Genomic DNA, 17,315 nt, shown 5'->3' with positions numbered 1-17,315 from the left:
GCGCCTTTATCGAAAGATGGAACATGCATGGCGGAACGGATGGCTGATCTTGATGCGATTGACCGTCGGATTGTGGCCGAACTTCAGCTTGACGGGCGCATGACGAACGTGGAACTGGCACGGCGGGTAGGCATTTCGGCCCCGCCATGCCTGCGCCGCATGCGCCGGCTGGAGGAAGATCACGTGATCCGGGGCTATCATGCCGATACGGACGGGGCACGGCTGGGCTGGTCGATCACGCTGTTTGCTCTGATCGGGCTGGACAGCCAGAAGGAGACGGTGCTCTCCGCGTTCGAGAATCAGGTTTCCGCATGGCCGGAGGTGCGGGAGTGCCATATGATCCGGGGCGGGGGCGATTTCCTGGTCCGGCTGGTGGCGCGTGACGCCACGCATGAAAACCTGCTGACCCGCCAGTTGACCGAGGCGCCGCACGTCGTGCGCGTGCAGACGCTGCAGACCATCCGCACCAGTCTCAACCGCCCCGGCGTACCTGTGTGAACGACGGATACAGTCCACGCCGGTGGCTGTATCCGCTTGTGCTGCTGGCCTGTGCACGGCTGGTCGTGGCGGGACTTCTGCCGCTTTCGCCCGATGAAGCCTATTACCGCGTATGGGCGCTGGCCCCTGCGGCCAGCTATCTGGATCACCCACCCATGGTGGCGGTGTGGATACGGCTGGGCATGCTGCTGGTGGGGGACAGCGCGGCTGGTGTCAGGCTGGTGGGTGTGCTGGCGGGGTGCGGGCTTTCATTTTTCGTGTTCCGTGCTGTGCGTGACTTTGTGCCCGATGCGTCGCCGGGCCGGGCCGGTCGTGCCTGCCTGCTGTTGCAGGCGACTCTGGCGCTGGCAATTCAGTCAGTTGTCATAACGCCGGATGTGCCGGTACTGTTCTTCGTATCCATGCTGGCATGGTGCATGGGGCGTATTGTCGCGGGGGCGGGGAAACGGTGGTGGTGGTCTGCCGGTGCCGCCGCGGGCCTTGCATTTGACAGCAAATATACCGCCGTCCTGCCTATTGCGGGCATCGGGCTGTGGCTGGGCCTGCGGGTGGCATGGGGGCAGGGGCCGTGGGTGCGGCGGCAGATGGGGGGAATTGCCGGTGCCCTTGCCCTGGGTGTGCTGATGGCATCCCCGGTTGTATGGTGGAATGCGCGGCATGACTGGATCAGTTTTGCCCGGCAGGGCGGTCGGACGGCGGACTGGCACCCCGGCCGGGCCTTCCAGTTCCTGATGGAACTGGTGGGTGGTCAGCTGGGACTGATGACGCCCGGCATCGCCATATTTTTTGCTGGCGGGCTGGTGTTTGCGCTGCGTCGTGCCCGCACCACGCCCGGCGCCGCCCTGCTGGCGTGCATGACCTGCGTGCCCGCCTGCGTGTTCGCGCAGCATGCGCTGGGCGACCGGGTGCAGGCCAACTGGCCGGTCGTCATCTATCCGCTGCTGGCCGTGGGTACGGCCGGGCTGGGCTGGCGGTGGGGGGCGTGGGCGGCAGGTGGGGGCATTGTGATGGGGGGCGCGGTGTATGTACAGGCCCTGCTTGCGCCGCTACCGCTCTCGGCCCATGCGGATGTGGCGCTGCGTCAGATGGCGGGCTGGCAGGAACTGGCCACCCGTATCGGGGCCGTCGCCCGGACAGGGGACTTCATTGCCGCGTGCGATTATGGCACGGCGGCGGAACTGGCCACGGTCCTGCCTGGCCGGACGGTACTGGGCATGGAGCCACGCTGGGCACTGTTCAGCCTGCCCCATGGCGCGACGGGCGAGGGGATCATGGTGTGCAATCCACGTCGTGACTTCGCGCGCGCGGACTTTGCCTCGGTCCAGCCCCTGGGCATGGTGATGCGGGGCCGCCGGGGCCGGGCTGCGGAGCCGGAGGGGCTGTACCGCGTGCGACTGCGCACGGACCTGCCTGCTGCCCGTCAGCAGTTCATTGCCCGGCTGCCGGTTGTGCCCGCGCGCAGATCGTGGAAAGGGTTCTGATGAAGCCTTTTTCAAAAAGATTCAGGAAATGCCACCTTCCTGAACAAAGGCGGCAACCGGAAACTTTTGTTATCCATCAATATATTGCCGCGTAAAAAGCCTTCAGTTCGGCACGGGCACCGCCTGACGGACCTGTTCAAGCAGGGCTTTCATGCGGAAGGGTTTTTCCAGCAGGGGCAGGGGGGCATAGGTTGCCAGCCGGTCGGGGTCGCCGCTCATGGCAATGACCTGGCTGCCCCGTGCGCGGGCGGCATGGATGAAGGAATCCGGCTCGCCATCGGGCAATGTCAGGTCGACAAGGGCCAGCGTATAGACATCGGTCTCGATACGCCGCATGGCATCGGCCACGCTGGGACAGATGGTGGCGGCAATGCCCTGTGTTTCGAGCATGGTCGCAACCAGTTCTGCTATCGTGGCCTCGTCCTCGACAATCAGGGCGGAAATAGGGGTCATGACAGGATGCTTTCAGGCCGTTGTCCGGGCGTGGTTTCAGGCATGCGGGTCTGTGGGGCGACGGGCCAGGGGGCGATCCCGCGCGTGGAGAGGGCCAGCGCCCCCAGTTCGGGCAGGCCGGGGCTGAAGGCTGCCGGATTGGCATGGACCTGTGCCATGTCGAACCAGCCGACATCGCAGGCATCGTCGCCAGCCCGGATGGCGGTCCAGCCACTGTCATGACATTTCACCGCGACAATCAGGTAATGAAAGCGGATCCGGCCCTGCGCATCACGGTCAATCAAGTCGAAGGCGGTCAGCGTGCCTTCGGCATGGGTTTCAAAGCCGGTTTCCTCATGCAATTCCCTTGCGGCGGCGGCAAGGTAGCTTTCGCCATATTCTATGCGACCACCGGGAAAGCCCCATAACCCCTTATCGGGTGGATTGCGTCTGCATACCAGCAGCATGCGCCCATTGCGTATGACAATGGACAGGACAGCTCCGGCAAGTGTCACGTTATCAGACATATATCGAATATAGAGGATCAGGCCCGCGCATCCATGCCAATGTCGGACCGGGGCGTTCCCGATTGCGTGAACACGACGTTGGCGGGATGCCAGCCTAGCGTTTCAGCACGATATGCGCCCGACAGCGCGGGGTGCCATAGGTGCCGACTATGGTTCTGCCTTCCGGATGGGCTTCGAACACCATGGGAAAGGCCGCACCGGAAGGCTGCTTGACCAGCGCTTCGGCATGGTAGCGGGCATATCCCTTTTCCGGTATGCCAACCAGTATGATCGATCCGTCAGCAGGGGTGAAGGTCAGTTGCCTGGGCGTGACCTGGAAGGTGGACGTGTCGCGGGTCTCATCATTGCAGCTGCCCTGATCGGTGACGAGCCGGCCGGTCCACAGGCCCAGCTGGTCACTGGCCATGGCAGCCGGGGCAAGGGCGGAAATGCCGGCAAGGCAGAGCATCGCAGGCAGCGTAAGGTGGCGCACAGTCATGAAACAACCATGGGGTCCGGTTTGTGGCGGGCAGGAGCAGATACCGACCTGCCCCGATCCGTATATTGTGCTATTCCGGCATGAAAGACTATCCCACGCTTGCAATATGTTGCCAGCTCATGCTGGAAGCCTAGTTTATCGATAATGCCGCGACCGAAAGACACATGATGACCGATACCGTGAACACAGCCTCCCCCCCGGCAGTCCTGGATGAAACCCTGCACGAAGATCGTATCCTGATCCTGGATTTCGGCAGCCAGGTCACGCAGCTGATTGCCCGGCGTGTGCGTGAAAGCGGTGTATATTGCGAAATCTGGCCGTATTCCAGTTCCGCCGAGCGGATTCGTGCCTTTGCGCCCAGGGGGATCATCCTGTCTGGCAGCCCGGCCAGCGTGCTGGATGAGAACGCGCCCACCATACCCGATGTGGTCTTTGCGCTGAATGTGCCGGTGCTGGGCATCTGCTACGGCCAGCAGGCCATGTGCCGCCAGCTGGGCGGGGCGGTGGAATCATCCGAACACCGCGAATTTGGTCGCGCGCATATCGATATCATCAAGGATTGCGCCCTGTTCCGTGGCACATGGGCGCGTGGCGGACGTGAGCAGGTCTGGATGAGCCATGGCGACCGGGTGACAAAACTGCCGCCGGGTTTTCAGGCCGTTGCCGTAAGCGAGGGCGCGCCATACGCCATCATTGCCGATGAAGGTCGTCGCCTGTACGGCATGCAGTTCCACCCCGAAGTGGTGCACACCCCCCATGGTGCGGCCCTGTTGCGCAACTTCACCCATGATGTCGCGGGTTGCCGGGGCACATGGACCATGGCGGGCTTCCGTGACATGGAAATTGCCCGCATCCGCCAGCAGGTGGGCAAGGGGCGGGTGATCTGCGGCCTGTCGGGCGGGGTTGATTCATCCGTCGCCGCCGTGCTGATCCATCAGGCGATTGGCGACCAGCTGACCTGCATCTTCGTTGATCCCGGCATCCTGCGTGCGGGTGAGGCGGATGAGGTGATCCGCACCTTCCGCGACCGCTTCAACATCCACCTGATCCACCGCGATGCGTCCGACCTGTTCCTGAATGCGCTGGAAGGGGTGAGTGACCCCGAAATCAAGCGCAAGACCATTGGCCGCCTGTTCATTGAGGTGTTCGAGGAAGAGGCGGCCAAGCTGGGCGGTGCTGATTTTCTGGCGCAGGGCACCCTGTACCCTGACGTGATCGAGAGCGTCAGTTTTACAGGCGGTCCGTCCGTTACCATCAAGTCGCACCATAATGTGGGCGGCCTGCCCGAGCGGATGAAGATGCAGCTGGTCGAACCGCTCCGCGAACTGTTCAAGGATGAAGTCCGTGAACTGGGCCGCGAGATGGACATTCCCGAAGCGATTGTCGGCCGTCACCCATTCCCTGGTCCGGGGCTTGCCATTCGTATTCCCGGTGCCATCACACGTGAAAAGCTGACCCTGCTGCGGCGCGTTGATTCCATTTTCCTGGAGGAAATCCGCGCCGCTGGCCTGTACGACGCCATCTGGCAGGCCTTTGCCGTGCTGCTGCCGGTCCGTACCGTAGGCGTCATGGGCGACGGGCGTACATATGACTACGCCTGCGCCCTGCGTGCGGTGACCAGCACCGATGGCATGACGGCGGATATCTATCCCTTCGACATGTCCTTTCTCAACCGGGTGGCGGGGCGTATCGTCAATGAAGTGCGCGGCGTGAACCGCGTTACTTATGATATTACGTCCAAGCCGCCGGGAACGATTGAGTGGGAATGAGTGGGCGTTATTTATATTAAATAAATCGTCTATATTATAAATCTGGTCTGTTTTTATTATCCTTCAGGATTCATGTTTGTCTGAACATGCGTCCTGAAGGATTTTTTTATGGCCAGGTGCGAATGCCATGCCGGAGTCAATAAAGAGTTCTGATATCTGTTATGGCAATATATTTTCTATTTTTGTTATTATTATAAATAATGATTCTGAATATTCATTTCCAGATCAACATACAGAACATACCCATATTCTCCCAAACCTGTTGGTTGCTGCCTGCATCAATCGAAAGATATGAAACGGGCAATAAATATCATGTTCTGCAGGGGAGAAGCGCATGGCCATTCAGCCATCATCGGCAAACAGAAGCCCGTTTGATAAATGGAAGGATGGCATTGATGCTGCCGGGCGTTCCCCAGTCCAGTGGAATGCATGGGACAGCGAAATCCGCCGCACGGTCGATGAATACAACCGGCATTTATCCAATACACCTGGCTATCATCCGCTGGACTGGCGCTGGATCAAGGCGATTATCTGGGTAGAGACGGGCGCACACAGCCCCGCATGGAACCGTCAGCCCATGCAGATTGGTAATCCGGGTGATCCAGGACTGACTTCGCTGCTGTCTGGAAAGGAGGGTGGTGACCGTATCATGCCACCTGCGTGGAAAGGACGCCTGACAGTTGGGTCTGCCCGGTCCAATCCCGTAGATAACATTCGTGCCGGAGTCGGATATCTGCTTATGAGGATGGCAAACTTCCGGATGGATACCGTTGTCGATCCTAATGCCAGGATCGAGAAAATTACGGTTACGGCATCGAACAACAATCTGTGGCATATCGCAAGGAATACAGGCACAACAGTTAAAAACCTGCAAAGCCTTAATCCGGGTATTACGCCAGCCCAGCTTAAACCAGGAATGGAACTGAAATATCAGAAAGCATCTGAGCAACGGGTGATTTTTGGATGGAAAACTATTTCCGCATCCACGGTGGCAGATTTGTATAATCATGCTAACATTTATGATTATACAAGGAAACTGAATTATGTATTCCCTCGTGTCGGTCGATAACAAATTTTTAATGCGCCGAAAGATAATTTCTTGTTTTTGTCTAATTCTCTGTATTCCAATGACAGCTATGGCAGAGACCAAGTCTATAGTCCCGACAGAAGATGAATTATATGAAGAATGTAGTGAATTTTCGATGGCAGGAATACATGAATGCCTACAAAAAAAACGTGATGAAAGTCAAAAAGCGTTAACACAAGCTGAATCCCATGTGAATACCATGCTGTCCCGATGGGATGTGGAAGACCAATATATTGCTCAGGCAAAAAGTCATTTTTCAATAGATAAGCAGGAATTTATTAATTATCGTGAGGCGCACTGTCTCTTTGTAAAATATTTGGGTGCTAGTGGAATTGGTAATGCATTGGAAATAAGAGAATATGCGTGTATTGCCGAATTGAATTATAGGAGAATTGCACAATTGCGGGAAGCTGTTTCTCAGTTCCGGCTTAAATAACTCGCCTCTTTGATGAAAATAAGATCCCCTTTCATGTTTTCTGCTACTGCTGCGAGAAAGGCGAAAATCGCCAGATGGAGTAAGGAAACTGGTTTGTCATTTAAGATTATGCTGTGACGGTGAGTATGCGAAGTGGTGGCAGTATCTAAGTGTCTGACCGAAAATGAGTTGAGTGATTTCAGTAGGTTATGATTCATGGGTTTGTGACAACCTGATGAGATCAAAATGGCCTGGACTGAAATCACCCGTGCGCAGTATCGCCGGGACGACCTGGAGTATGCAAGCGACCTGCGGGACAGGGAATGGGCGTTGATAGCGCCGCTGATGCCCGAGAGAAAGCGACTGGGCAGGCCACGGCGCACCGATTTGCGTCGTGTCATGGAGGCGATCCTGTACATTGTTACGACCGGCTGCCAATGGCGCCAATTGCCCCGGCACTTCCCTCCCTTCACGACCGTGCAGGGCTATTTCTACCGTTGGATCCGCGAGGGACGATGGGAAGCCATGAACCATATTCTCGTGATCCTGTCGCGAGAGCAGGACGGGCGTGATGCCACGCCTTCGGTGGGCATTATCGACAGCCAATCGGTTAAAACGGCTGAAAATGGCGGCCCTCGCGGTTATGACGCGGGCAAGAAAATCAAGGGACGCAAGCGGCATATCGCCACCGACACGCTGGGTCATATCATGACTGCCGTCGTACATCCCGCCGACATCCAGGATCGTGACGGGGCATTGATGGTTGCAGCCCGGATCCGTTCGCTGTTCCCCTGGTTGCGGCACCTGATCGCCGACGGCGGCTATGCCGGTGAGAAGCTACGAAACGGGTTGGCGCAAATCGGACAGTGGACGATCGAGATCATCAAGCGCTCCGATCAGGTCAAGGGCTTCGTCGTCCTGCCAAAGCGCTGGATCGTCGAGCGCAGCTTCGCCTGGCTGGGACGTTGCCGCCGCCTCACCAGGGACGTCGAAGCCACAATCTCCTCATCTGAAGCTTGGCTTATGATCGCTCATATCCGCAGAGTGCTGCGGAAAATCAATCAGGTCGCTTTTTGATTCAGACAGTAAGAGCCCGATCCGAAAGTTTTTCAACCCTGACAATGCCTTGCTGTCCGTCGTGTGAGCATTCGGATCGAGGCGATCAATGTCCATGCGGTTGAGGAAGCAATGGATTGTTCCCAATCTTTGGCGAGCCGCCTGCACCGTCCCAGCCATGCGAATGTCCGTTCCACCACCCAGCGACGCGGCAGGATCTGAAAGCCCTTCGTCGTATCGGACCGCCTGATGATTTCGAGGGTCCATTTTCCCATGGCGGCGAGCGCGTTTCGCAATTTGTCGCCAGCATAACCGCCATCAGCAAAGATGTGGCGCAGCCAGGGAAAGCGCCTGCGTATCGCTGCCAGGACATCAACGGCCCCATCACGGTCCTGGATGTCGGCGGCATGAACGAGGAGAAAGATCAGGAAGCCGCAGGTATCCGTCACGATATGGCGCTTGCGGCCCTTGACCTTTTTCCCCGCGTCATAGCCTGAAATCCCGCCACTTTCCGTGGTTTTCACCGACTGGCTGTCAATCACGCCTGCGCTCGGAGAGGCGTCACGCCCCTCGATCTCGCGCAGGCTCATGACCAGCACCGTATTCATGGCCTCGAATACTCCGGCATCACGCCAGGCGTAAAAATAGCGCCTGACGGTCGAGACCGGCGGAAAGCATTTCGGCAGCAGACGCCACGCGCACCCGGCCGAGGCTATGTAGAGCATCGCGTTGACCACCTCGCGCATATCCGTCGTGCGCGGACGACCGCCCCGTTTCGCAGGGGGCACAAATGGCATGATCAAAGTCCACTCCCCGTCCGTCATGTCCGATGGATATCGCAAGCCTTCCCGGCTATACTCGCGCCGGGCAATACCAGTCCATGTCACCATTCACTCCATCTCTTCGCAAAGACGGATGAATCACAACAGGCTGGTATTGTTCAAAAACTTTCGGATCGGGCTCTAACGCAGGAATCGAGCCTCAAATAGCTTACTCACTATCCCGATAGTCTCTGAAATCTCAAAATTTTTTTCCCTTTAATTTCTGTTGGAAAACCAAAAGTATAGCATTTTGGCAGGATTGTTAACGGCTCCGTGCGCTTTTTCTAAAAAACTCCATATTTAAATCAATAGGTTAGAGATTTTTTGAATGATTGAGTGGGAATGAGTGAGCGTCATTTATATTAAATAAATCGTCTATATTATAAATCTGGTCTGTTTTTATTATCCTTCAGGATTCATGTTTGTCTGAACATGCGTCCTGAAGGATTTTTTTATGGCCAGGTGCGAATGCCATGCCGGAGTCAATAAAGAGTTCTGATATCTGTTATGGCAATATATTTTCTATTTTTGTTATTATTATAAATAATGATTCTGAATATTCATTTCCAGATCAACATACAGAACATACCCATATTCTCCCAAACCTGTTGGTTGCTGCCTGCATCAATCGAAAGATATGAAACGGGCAATAAATATCATGTTCTGCAGGGGAGAAGCGCATGGCCATTCAGCCATCATCGGCAAACAGAAGCCCGTTTGATAAATGGAAGGATGGCATTGATGCTGCCGGGCGTTCCCCAGTCCAGTGGAATGCATGGGACAGCGAAATCCGCCGCACGGTCGATGAATACAACCGGCATTTATCCAATACACCTGGCTATCATCCGCTGGACTGGCGCTGGATCAAGGCGATTATCTGGGTAGAGACGGGCGCACACAGCCCCGCATGGAACCGTCAGCCCATGCAGATTGGTAATCCGGGTGATCCAGGACTGACTTCGCTGCTGTCTGGAAAGGAGGGTGGTGACCGTATCATGCCACCTGCGTGGAAAGGACGCCTGACAGTTGGGTCTGCCCGGTCCAATCCCGTAGATAACATTCGTGCCGGAGTCGGATATCTGCTTATGAGGATGGCAAACTTCCGGATGGATACCGTTGTCGATCCTAATGCCAGGATCGAGAAAATTACGGTTACGGCATCGAACAACAATCTGTGGCATATCGCAAGGAATACAGGCACAACAGTTAAAAACCTGCAAAGCCTTAATCCGGGTATTACGCCAGCCCAGCTTAAGCTAGGAATAGAATTGAAATATCAGAAAGCATCTGAACAGCGGGTGATTTTTGGATGAAAAAATATTTCTTCATAAAGTATATGGCAGATATATAATACAAGTTATGTTGTTAGATATTCAAGGAAATTAGATTATGTGCGAAAATTTACTGGTCCATAATAATTTTCCTATATGGATGAAGATTATTCTTGGGTTCAGTCTGGCTACCTGTCTGTCAACAATAGCCAGAGCAGATGATGCATCTACAACTCCGACAGAAAAGGAGTTATATGACGAGTGTAGTGAATTTTCGATGGCAGGGATACATGACTGCCTGCGGAAGAAACGCGATGAAAGTCAGAAAGTGTTGACGCAGGCTGAAGCGCGCATGAACACAGTGATGTCCCGATGGGATGTGGATGATCAGTTTATCGCGACGGCCAAAAGCAATTTTATAAAAGACAAACAGGAATTCCTGAAGTATCGTGAGGTTCATTGCAATTTCATGAGATCGCTGGGTGGTCCTGTAATTGGTATCGGGTTGGACGCAAGGCTGTATATATGTGTTACTGAGTTGAATTACAGGCGTGCCAAACTTATTGAAGATGTATTTCCTGATTTACCATCTAAGTAGATTGTTTATTGTACAGGAAAAGAAAATTTTCATCGAGAACTGACCCATGCCTTCACACGCCCCGGCAGCATCTGCTGGGGGTTTGAGGAGTGATCGACATGGAGCTTCATCGTGCCGCCCAATGCCAAGAAGGCCACGTGGGAAAAGCTGCTGAAAACCAAGCCCGCCGTGGCACTTGGGTAGAGCAGCTGGCAGCCTCAAGATGACTGCGGCGCGACCTTCCGGGGCAATCTGGTCTTTGCGGTGTTTATCGCCATCCAGAACAACAACCTGGAGCGGCTTTATCTGGGCACGGAACATCTGTGGGGTATGGGCACCATGGGCATGTCGGCTGCTACCGTCGCGTTCCTGCATGGCTGGACGCTGCCGGGCGAACTGCGTTGGCAGGTGACCAGCCGTGATGAGTTCGAGCGGCTGAAAGCGGCCGAGGCATGCAGCCTGACCGATCTGGAACGCGCCGTGCGGTTTCTCTATCTGCAGCGTCTGGCTTTTGGCGGGAAGGTCAATGGCCGGAACTTTGGGGTATCATTGCGTCCCGCCCGGTTTGACGTGCATACGCTGGAGCCTGTCCTGGCCGATATCCATGCCCGTCTTGGCCACGTGACAATCGAGTGTCTGCCATTTGCCGATGTACCGAGACGGTATGACCGGGTGGATGCGCTGTTCTATCTCGATCCGCCTTACTGGAACTGCGAGGATGATTATGGCGCACCGTTCCGGCGTGAGGACTTGCATGTGCTGCTGGATGACCTGACGAGACTGCAGGACAGGTTCATCATGTCACTGAACGATACGCCGGAAGTGCGTCAGATGTTCGGTGGGTTCGATATTGAGGCCATTGGCCTGTCCTGTTCGCTCAGCAGAGAGGCGCACGCACGTGGCCCGCGTGGTGAAGTTCTGATCTCTAATCAGCCTATGAGAGGAGCCTTGGTGGTCTCTTGACGCGAAGGTGGAACCCCTCAAACGGGGTTTCATCTCGTGTCCCGCAGTTCCAAACCTATCGGCGCGCTACAACCATGCGCCGATACGGGGCTGTATGACATCCTGCGAAAGGACAGATCTTCTTCTGGACCGCCCGCCCGACTATGCCTGAAATAGCATCTGGCTGGCTCAATTCCTGATGAAAAATCCGGGCCAGTTCCCAGTGAAAATCAACAAGCGGGACAAATAAACTACGGAAAGCGCCGGCATCCGCGTCATGCTGCTTCAGAGCGGACTTTCTACTTCCCCACCTTAACCGCCTGAACGTGAAGCAGGCAGGAACAGTCAGGACATGTCTGGCGTTGATGTGGTAGTATCCATGCGTATGGCCGGACAGTTCTTTTCCTTCGGATAAAAACCATGTCAAAACCCGTTCTCGTTATCGGTGCGGGACCTGTCGGCCTGATCATGGCCGCCGAACTGGCCCGGTATGGTACGCCTGTCAGGGTTATCGACAGGCTGCCGACCCGCACAACCCAGTCCCGCGCCCTGGCCGTCTGGCCCCGGACAATGGAACTGCTTGACATGGCGGGCTGTGCGGATGCGTTCATGGCCACCGCGCTATGTGCAAACGCTGTCAGTATTCATGCCGGTAACAGGACACTTGCCCGGGTTCCGTTCGGAACGATCGCCTCTTCCTTCAATTACCTGCTGATGATTCCACAATCGGAAACCGAACGGTTGCTGGAAGAACATCTCGGGGCTTTTGGCATCACTGTTGAACGCACGACAGAACTGACGGAATTCGTCGGCAGGGATGACGGTGTGTCGTGCACGCTCATGCATGCGGGAGGCAGGGTCGAAACCCTGGAAGCTGCGTGGCTCATCGGTTGTGATGGTGCGCATTCCTTTGTTCGCGGCAGGCTGGGCCTGCAATTCGAGGGGGATACGCTGCCCATGGGTTTTGTCCTTGCCGACGTACATGTGGCGGGTCTTGCGATTCCGCCTGACGAACCGGGGATTTTCTGGCACCCGGACGGCGCTGTGATGTTCTTTCCGCTATCGCGGGGTCGGTACCGTATCATTGCCGATCTGGGTTCGGTTCCATTGCATACACCGGACCTTGCGGAGATGCAGACAATTGTCGACCGGCGGGGACCGGGCGGGATTATCCTGTCCGATCCGGTGTGGCTGTCGGATTTTGGGGTCAACGAACGCAAGGTCCGGGATTACCGCAGGGGCCGTGTGTTTGTGGCTGGTGATGCAGCGCATATCCATAGTCCTGCGGGCGGTCAGGGCATGAACATGGGTATGCAGGATGCCTTCAATCTCGCCTGGAAACTGGCGCTTGTCGAACGCCAGGAAGCCAGCCCGTGCCTGCTGGACAGCTACAGTATCGAACGCAGCGGTGTTGCGTTGCAGATACTGTCGGATTCCAGCCGCATGACCAGGATTGTCCTGCTCAGAAATCATCTGGCGCAACGGGTGCGCAACTTTATTGTAAGACAGGGCTCCAGCATTCCGGTGATCCGTCGTGCCATTGCCAATCGGCTTTCCGGCATCCTGATCGGCTACCCTGACAGCCCTCTCAACATGGGTTCAGCCCGGGGGCTGTATGGCCCCAAGCCGGGACAGCGACTGATTTTACGACGGAGTTGCGGGCAGGGCGATATCCCCCGCTTTGTACTTGCTGCCAGGGACAGTGCCGCAACGCGGGCCATGATCGTGCGTCATTCATCCTTGCTGTTGCCCCAAGTCTGCCCGCCACCGGATGAAAACGGTATCTGGCTGGTACGACCCGATGGTTACGTTGCTGCTGTCGTAAAAAGTGGGAACTGGACAGTAATTGACATGGAACTGAAGCGCATAAAGGCACAACATATCGAATTTAAAAATATAAAAAAGAATGCAACAAGCTGATATATTATGGTCATGCCATCAGTCCGTTTAACCGTCCGGCAGCGTCACCAGTCCGGCCTGTGTCTCACGGACTGGCGGCATCGGCTTCATAAAATGTCGGTCTGGAACGCGATTTCTTTCACGATCCTAAAGCCCGAGACCGGAAAGCCCCGGATGATCATCCGGGCGTCGTCCCGGGGGCCAGTGAAACAGTCGGTCTCCGGCGTCGACAGGCAGATCATTGATTGATGCGAACCGGCGGCGCATAAGCCCGGCAGTATCGAATTCCCACACTTCATTGCCATAGGATCGGAACCACCGGCCCGTATCATCATGCCATTCATAGGCAAAACGGACAGCCATGCGGTTATTGCGGAAACCCCACAGTTCCTTGATCAGGCGGTATTCATGCTCGACGTTCCATTTGCGCGTCAGGAAAGCCACGATCTCATCGCGCCCATGGATGAATTCCACCCGATTGCGCCACTGGCTGTCCATTGTATAGGCCTGTGCCACCTGTTCCGGGTTCCGGGAGTTCCAGGCATCTTCGGCCAGGCGGACCTTGCGTGTTGCGCTTTCAAGATCAAAAGGCGGGAATGGCGGTCGTGACATGGATAAGTTCCTTGTGGTGCAGCAGTCATGGTTGCCGCACCATTGTGTTTCCTTCACGACGTTGACGAAATGACAGTGATCCCTCATTTCAGGACATGACCAGATCCATTGGCTTTGTCCTCTATCCGGATTTCCAGCTGCTTGATGCGGCCGGTCCCGCCGCGGCCTTTGAAATTGCAGGGCGTATGGCCGGGCAGGAGTATGACCTGAAGATGCTGTCACGCCATGGCGGGCTGGTGACATCCTCATCAAAAGTCGCCGTGCAGACAATGGCGCCTGATCTGGTGGAAGATGACTTTGACACCCTCATCACCGTTGGTGGTGAAGGGCATGACAGGGCCATGGACTGTCCGGCCTTGCGGGTGTTCCTGCAGCACCGCATGAAACGGACACGACGCATGTGCAGTGTGTGCACCGGTGCGTTCGTACTGGCATCCTCCGGCCTGCTGCATGGGCGGCGTGTGACCACGCACTGGCAGCATGCGCAGAAATTCAGCCGCCTGTTCCCCGACGTAAAGCTGGAGCCTGATGCCATTTTCATCCACGACGGCCCGGTATGGACTTCCGCCGGTATCAGTGCCGGGATTGATCTGGCGCTTGCCCTGATAACCCATGATCTAGGCGAAGACATGGCGCGCCGGACGGCACGGCAGATGGTGGTCTTCCATCGTCGCCCCGGTGGGCAGTCACAGTTTTCCGCCCTGCTGGAAATGGGCGGGGGCGAGGATCGTTTTACCGCTCTCCTTGGCTGGATACGTACGCGGTTGGCACAGCGCCTTACGGTGGATGTCCTGGCGAAGCAGATGGCAATGAGCCCGCGCAATTTCTCCCGTGCGTTCCGGGCTTCCGTTGGGACAAGCCCGGCCAAAGCGGTTGAACGCCTGCGTCTGGAAACCGCCCACGAGCGTGTCCTGCATTCCACGCTTCCACTTGAAACCATTGCGGTCACAACGGGATTTCACGACCCGGAACGTATGCGGCGCGCTTTCCTGCGCGCCTTTGGACTGCCACCACAGGCGGTTCGGCGTAATGCTGCAAGATGACCTGATCCATTCAGCTACGTTCAACATGCGGCCGCCCGGCTTTGACGGCGCCCCCTTGCGAACATCCCGAGTGTCATGGTCGGCTTACCCGGTTCCTTCCAGGCATTGTCGGCATGGAACGGGTTTTGGTGGTTCCCGAAATATGCAGACAGACAGGCGACAGATTTCATTCTCGGATTGAACAGGCCAATCCGGGCCGGGTCCGGGCATTCATCAGAAAGCGTCAAGGCGAGGAGAAACTTGCCACGAGGTATACGCGCATGACCCTCGATGACCAGGCGTCTGCCTGCGGGTCATGCCGGCAGAGACCGGTTGAGGCCGTTGCTTCCTTTTCCGTGAAGCAATGGACAGCATGGCCGATGGCGGGAAACTGCCACGGGGCGGGACTGCAGACAGACTGGCCAGCCTGAGTGGAAGGACATTCGGCATGGCGTGCCACGGATCGCCACCCGGATCAGGAAACTGGTTTGCATGGGTGCGAGATCGGGTGAGATAACGGGGAGCGTGTCGGTAAAAAAAGCCGTGCACCGCTTTTCCCCATTCCATGGGCGATGGACTATTACAACCGTCAGGCGATCACAGAAAAAACGGCTCTGCGGGTCTGTCGGAATGCGGGATCATGGCTGCTGCCTCAACAGGGCTGGTGGCGGTGTATGAGCACCAGCCGGAGTGATGACAAATAACATCCCGCCCTGATTTTAATGGAATGGCCGGTGGTCCCGGCGTCTGGACAGTATCATTGGTACGGAATTCAAATTTAAGACAGAAACGGGAAAGAAAAATAAAAATCAGGATAAACAAATTTTCTGACAGTGCGGGAATTATGCAACCCGGCAGCGGCTTCAAGTGTTTCCTGATTTCCTGGCATGAAAGAAATGGACAGCTTTCAGTGCCCGTCCGTAAGGGGAACACGGTTGAAAGGCTGTGGATACATGAATGAAAAAGCTTACTGACGCACAGAAACTGGTAACCAAGATTGTCATGGTCGTCACCATGGGGGCGCTGGCGTTCGGTTATGATACCGGGGTCATCGCGGGCGCGCTTCCGTTCATGCAGCTTCCGGCTGCACAGGGCGGCCTGGGGCTGACCCCGTTGACCGAGGGGCTTGTAACGTCCGCGCTGGTGCTGGGTGCGGCAGTCGGGTCGCTGCTATGTGGCATCGTGGCGGACCGGCTGGGGCGGCGCGACAGCCTGATGGGACTGTCCGCCATCTTTGTCATCGGTGCGCTCGGTACATCACAGGCGCCGACTGTTCCGGTCATGGTTCTGATGCGCGCCGTACTCGGGTTCGCGGTTGGTGGTGCCTCCGCCCTTGTTCCGATGTTCATTTCGGAAATGGCACCCCCGGGCCGACGCGGGCGACTGGTCAGCCAGAACGAGATGATGATCGTGACGGGACAGCTGATCGCCTACATCCTCAGCGCTCTGCTGGCAAGGTTTTCCGGTGCCCCCGGCATCTGGCGCATCATGCTCCTGATTGCGGCTGTTCCGGCCTGCCTGCTGGGGCTTGGCCTGGTGTTCGTGCCACGCTCTCCGCGCTGGCTGGCCAGTCGTGGCCGGGCGGATGAAGCCAGGCATGTGCTGGAACTCATCCGCTCGACGGATACGCAGGTCCACAGGGAAATGGTCGAGATCAGGGCACAGGTGAATGATGATTCCGAGCAGATGGGATGGCGGGAGGCGCTGGGTGAAACCTGGATCCAGCGTCTTCTGATGGTCGGGATAGGGCTGGGGTTTGCAGCCCAGTTTACCGGTGTGAACGCCTTCATGTATTTCACGCCGATCATCCTGCGCCAGACCGGCCTGGGCACAGAAGCAGCCCTGATCGCGACAATCGGCGCGGGTGTTGTTGCCGTATGCGCGACCTTTCTGGGGATATGGATGATCGGGCGGTTTGCACGCCGTTTTACGCTTATGGGTGGTCTTGCCGGTGTCATATGCGCCCATCTGGGCCTGGGGGCGACGTTGCTGCTGATGGGCGGTGCCCCGTCACAGAGCGTGGTTGCGCTGGGCTTCATTTTGCTGGCCCTGTTTTTCATCCAGATGATGGTATCACCACTTTACTGGCTGCTGATGTCGGAACTGTTCCCCATGCGGGCGCGGGGCATCCTGACCGGGCTTTCCGTTGCGGCCCAGTGGGTTTTCAATGCCACCGTCTCCTTCCTCTTTCCGGTGGTCCTGCACTGGATCGGGGCGTTCACTTTCTTCGCGTTTGCCGTGATCAACCTGATGTCCCTCGTTTTCGTGGCACGGTTCCTGCCTGAAACGAAAGGCATGTCGCTGGAGAAACTGGAACAGTATCTGGAAGATCACTTCTCGCCGGGGGACAGCCGTGCGACCCACGCCGGCGGCAAGCCTGTCTGCTACATGGGTACGGGCGGCAGGTAAGGGACGGGCGGCAACGCGG

At 56.7% G+C, this 17,315-nt stretch carries 18 protein-coding genes; 12 read left to right on the top strand and 6 right to left on the bottom strand.

Going from position 1 to position 17,315, the window contains the following annotated elements; translation table 11 throughout:
- Positions 1-27: 27 nt before the first annotated feature.
- Both LDL32_RS05310 and LDL32_RS05305 read left to right on the top strand, forming a co-directional pair.
- Complete coding sequence (locus LDL32_RS05310; RefSeq protein ID WP_233064981.1) at positions 28-498, top strand: Lrp/AsnC family transcriptional regulator; 471 nt, start codon at positions 28-30, stop codon at positions 496-498.
- Positions 495-1,979 (top strand): glycosyltransferase family 39 protein, encoded by a 1,485-nt coding sequence (locus LDL32_RS05305; RefSeq protein WP_233064980.1) that lies wholly within the window; start codon positions 495-497, stop codon positions 1,977-1,979. The genes LDL32_RS05310 and LDL32_RS05305 overlap by 4 nt, the downstream gene beginning before the upstream one ends.
- 102 nt (positions 1,980-2,081) lie before the next feature.
- On the opposite strand, the gene LDL32_RS05300 is transcribed toward LDL32_RS05305, so the two are convergent.
- The 3 genes from LDL32_RS05300 to LDL32_RS05290 form a co-directional block, all read right to left on the bottom strand.
- A complete protein-coding gene (locus LDL32_RS05300) occupies positions 2,082-2,432 on the bottom strand; it encodes a response regulator (RefSeq protein WP_233064979.1) in 351 nt (116 codons plus the stop codon).
- Entirely contained in the window at positions 2,429-2,938 is a 510-nt protein-coding gene (locus LDL32_RS05295; RefSeq protein ID WP_233064978.1) for an NUDIX hydrolase, read from the bottom strand. The genes LDL32_RS05300 and LDL32_RS05295 overlap by 4 nt, the downstream gene beginning before the upstream one ends.
- Before the next feature lie 94 nt (positions 2,939-3,032).
- Entirely contained in the window at positions 3,033-3,416 is a 384-nt protein-coding gene (locus LDL32_RS05290; RefSeq protein WP_233064977.1) for a hypothetical protein, read from the bottom strand.
- A gap of 164 nt (positions 3,417-3,580) precedes the next feature.
- Here LDL32_RS05290 and guaA point away from each other — a divergent pair, with 164 nt between their 5' ends.
- The 4 genes from guaA (at position 3,581) to LDL32_RS05270 (ending at position 7,764) form a co-directional block, all read left to right on the top strand.
- A complete protein-coding gene (gene guaA / locus LDL32_RS05285) occupies positions 3,581-5,185 on the top strand; it encodes a glutamine-hydrolyzing GMP synthase (protein WP_305069318.1) in 1,605 nt (534 codons plus the stop codon).
- 334 nt (positions 5,186-5,519) lie between these two features.
- On the top strand, positions 5,520-6,254 hold the full coding sequence (locus LDL32_RS05280) for a LysM domain-containing protein (protein ID WP_233064975.1): 735 nt from the start codon (positions 5,520-5,522) through the stop codon (positions 6,252-6,254).
- 58 nt (positions 6,255-6,312) lie between these two features.
- A complete protein-coding gene (locus tag LDL32_RS05275) occupies positions 6,313-6,708 on the top strand; it encodes a lysozyme inhibitor LprI family protein (protein ID WP_233064973.1) in 396 nt (131 codons plus the stop codon).
- A gap of 225 nt (positions 6,709-6,933) precedes the next feature.
- Positions 6,934-7,764: an IS5 family transposase gene (locus tag LDL32_RS05270; RefSeq protein WP_233043143.1), complete on the top strand. Its 831-nt coding sequence runs from the start codon at positions 6,934-6,936 to the stop codon at positions 7,762-7,764.
- Between the two features lie 32 nt (positions 7,765-7,796).
- On the opposite strand, the gene LDL32_RS05265 is transcribed toward LDL32_RS05270, so the two are convergent.
- Positions 7,797-8,633, bottom strand: coding sequence for an IS5 family transposase (locus LDL32_RS05265; RefSeq protein WP_233064459.1), 837 nt, complete (start codon positions 8,631-8,633; stop codon positions 7,797-7,799).
- 611 nt (positions 8,634-9,244) lie between these two features.
- On the opposite strand from LDL32_RS05265, the gene LDL32_RS05260 reads away from it, so the two are divergent.
- The 4 genes from LDL32_RS05260 (at position 9,245) to LDL32_RS05245 (ending at position 13,274) form a co-directional block, all read left to right on the top strand.
- Positions 9,245-9,877: a LysM domain-containing protein gene (locus tag LDL32_RS05260; RefSeq protein ID WP_233064971.1), complete on the top strand. Its 633-nt coding sequence runs from the start codon at positions 9,245-9,247 to the stop codon at positions 9,875-9,877.
- Positions 9,878-9,953: 76 nt separating this feature from the next.
- Entirely contained in the window at positions 9,954-10,433 is a 480-nt protein-coding gene (locus LDL32_RS05255; RefSeq protein ID WP_233064969.1) for a DUF1311 domain-containing protein, read from the top strand.
- Positions 10,434-10,676: 243 nt separating this feature from the next.
- A complete protein-coding gene (locus LDL32_RS05250) occupies positions 10,677-11,375 on the top strand; it encodes a DNA adenine methylase (protein WP_233064967.1) in 699 nt (232 codons plus the stop codon).
- A 399-nt stretch (positions 11,376-11,774) separates the two neighbouring features.
- On the top strand, positions 11,775-13,274 hold the full coding sequence (locus tag LDL32_RS05245; RefSeq protein ID WP_233064966.1) for an FAD-dependent monooxygenase: 1,500 nt from the start codon (positions 11,775-11,777) through the stop codon (positions 13,272-13,274).
- Positions 13,275-13,400: 126 nt separating this feature from the next.
- Here the strand turns inward: LDL32_RS05245 and LDL32_RS05240 are convergent, their stop codons facing one another.
- On the bottom strand, positions 13,401-13,865 hold the full coding sequence (locus LDL32_RS05240) for a nuclear transport factor 2 family protein (protein ID WP_233064965.1): 465 nt from the start codon (positions 13,863-13,865) through the stop codon (positions 13,401-13,403).
- 95 nt (positions 13,866-13,960) lie between these two features.
- Here LDL32_RS05240 and LDL32_RS05235 point away from each other — a divergent pair, with 95 nt between their 5' ends.
- Positions 13,961-14,908: a GlxA family transcriptional regulator gene (locus tag LDL32_RS05235; protein WP_233064964.1), complete on the top strand. Its 948-nt coding sequence runs from the start codon at positions 13,961-13,963 to the stop codon at positions 14,906-14,908.
- Between the two features lie 576 nt (positions 14,909-15,484).
- On the opposite strand, the gene LDL32_RS05230 is transcribed toward LDL32_RS05235, so the two are convergent.
- A complete protein-coding gene (locus LDL32_RS05230; RefSeq protein ID WP_233064963.1) occupies positions 15,485-15,754 on the bottom strand; it encodes a hypothetical protein in 270 nt (89 codons plus the stop codon).
- Positions 15,755-15,844: 90 nt separating this feature from the next.
- Between LDL32_RS05230 and LDL32_RS05225 the strand changes: the two genes are divergently transcribed.
- On the top strand, positions 15,845-17,296 hold the full coding sequence (locus LDL32_RS05225; protein WP_233064962.1) for a sugar porter family MFS transporter: 1,452 nt from the start codon (positions 15,845-15,847) through the stop codon (positions 17,294-17,296).
- Positions 17,297-17,315 lie beyond the last annotated feature (19 nt).

This window comes from Komagataeibacter sp. FNDCF1, assembly GCF_021295335.1.
Lineage (GTDB): Bacteria > Pseudomonadota > Alphaproteobacteria > Acetobacterales > Acetobacteraceae > Komagataeibacter.
The sequence above is the reverse complement of the archived record's forward strand: the minus strand, read 5'-3'. Positions and strand labels throughout refer to the sequence as shown.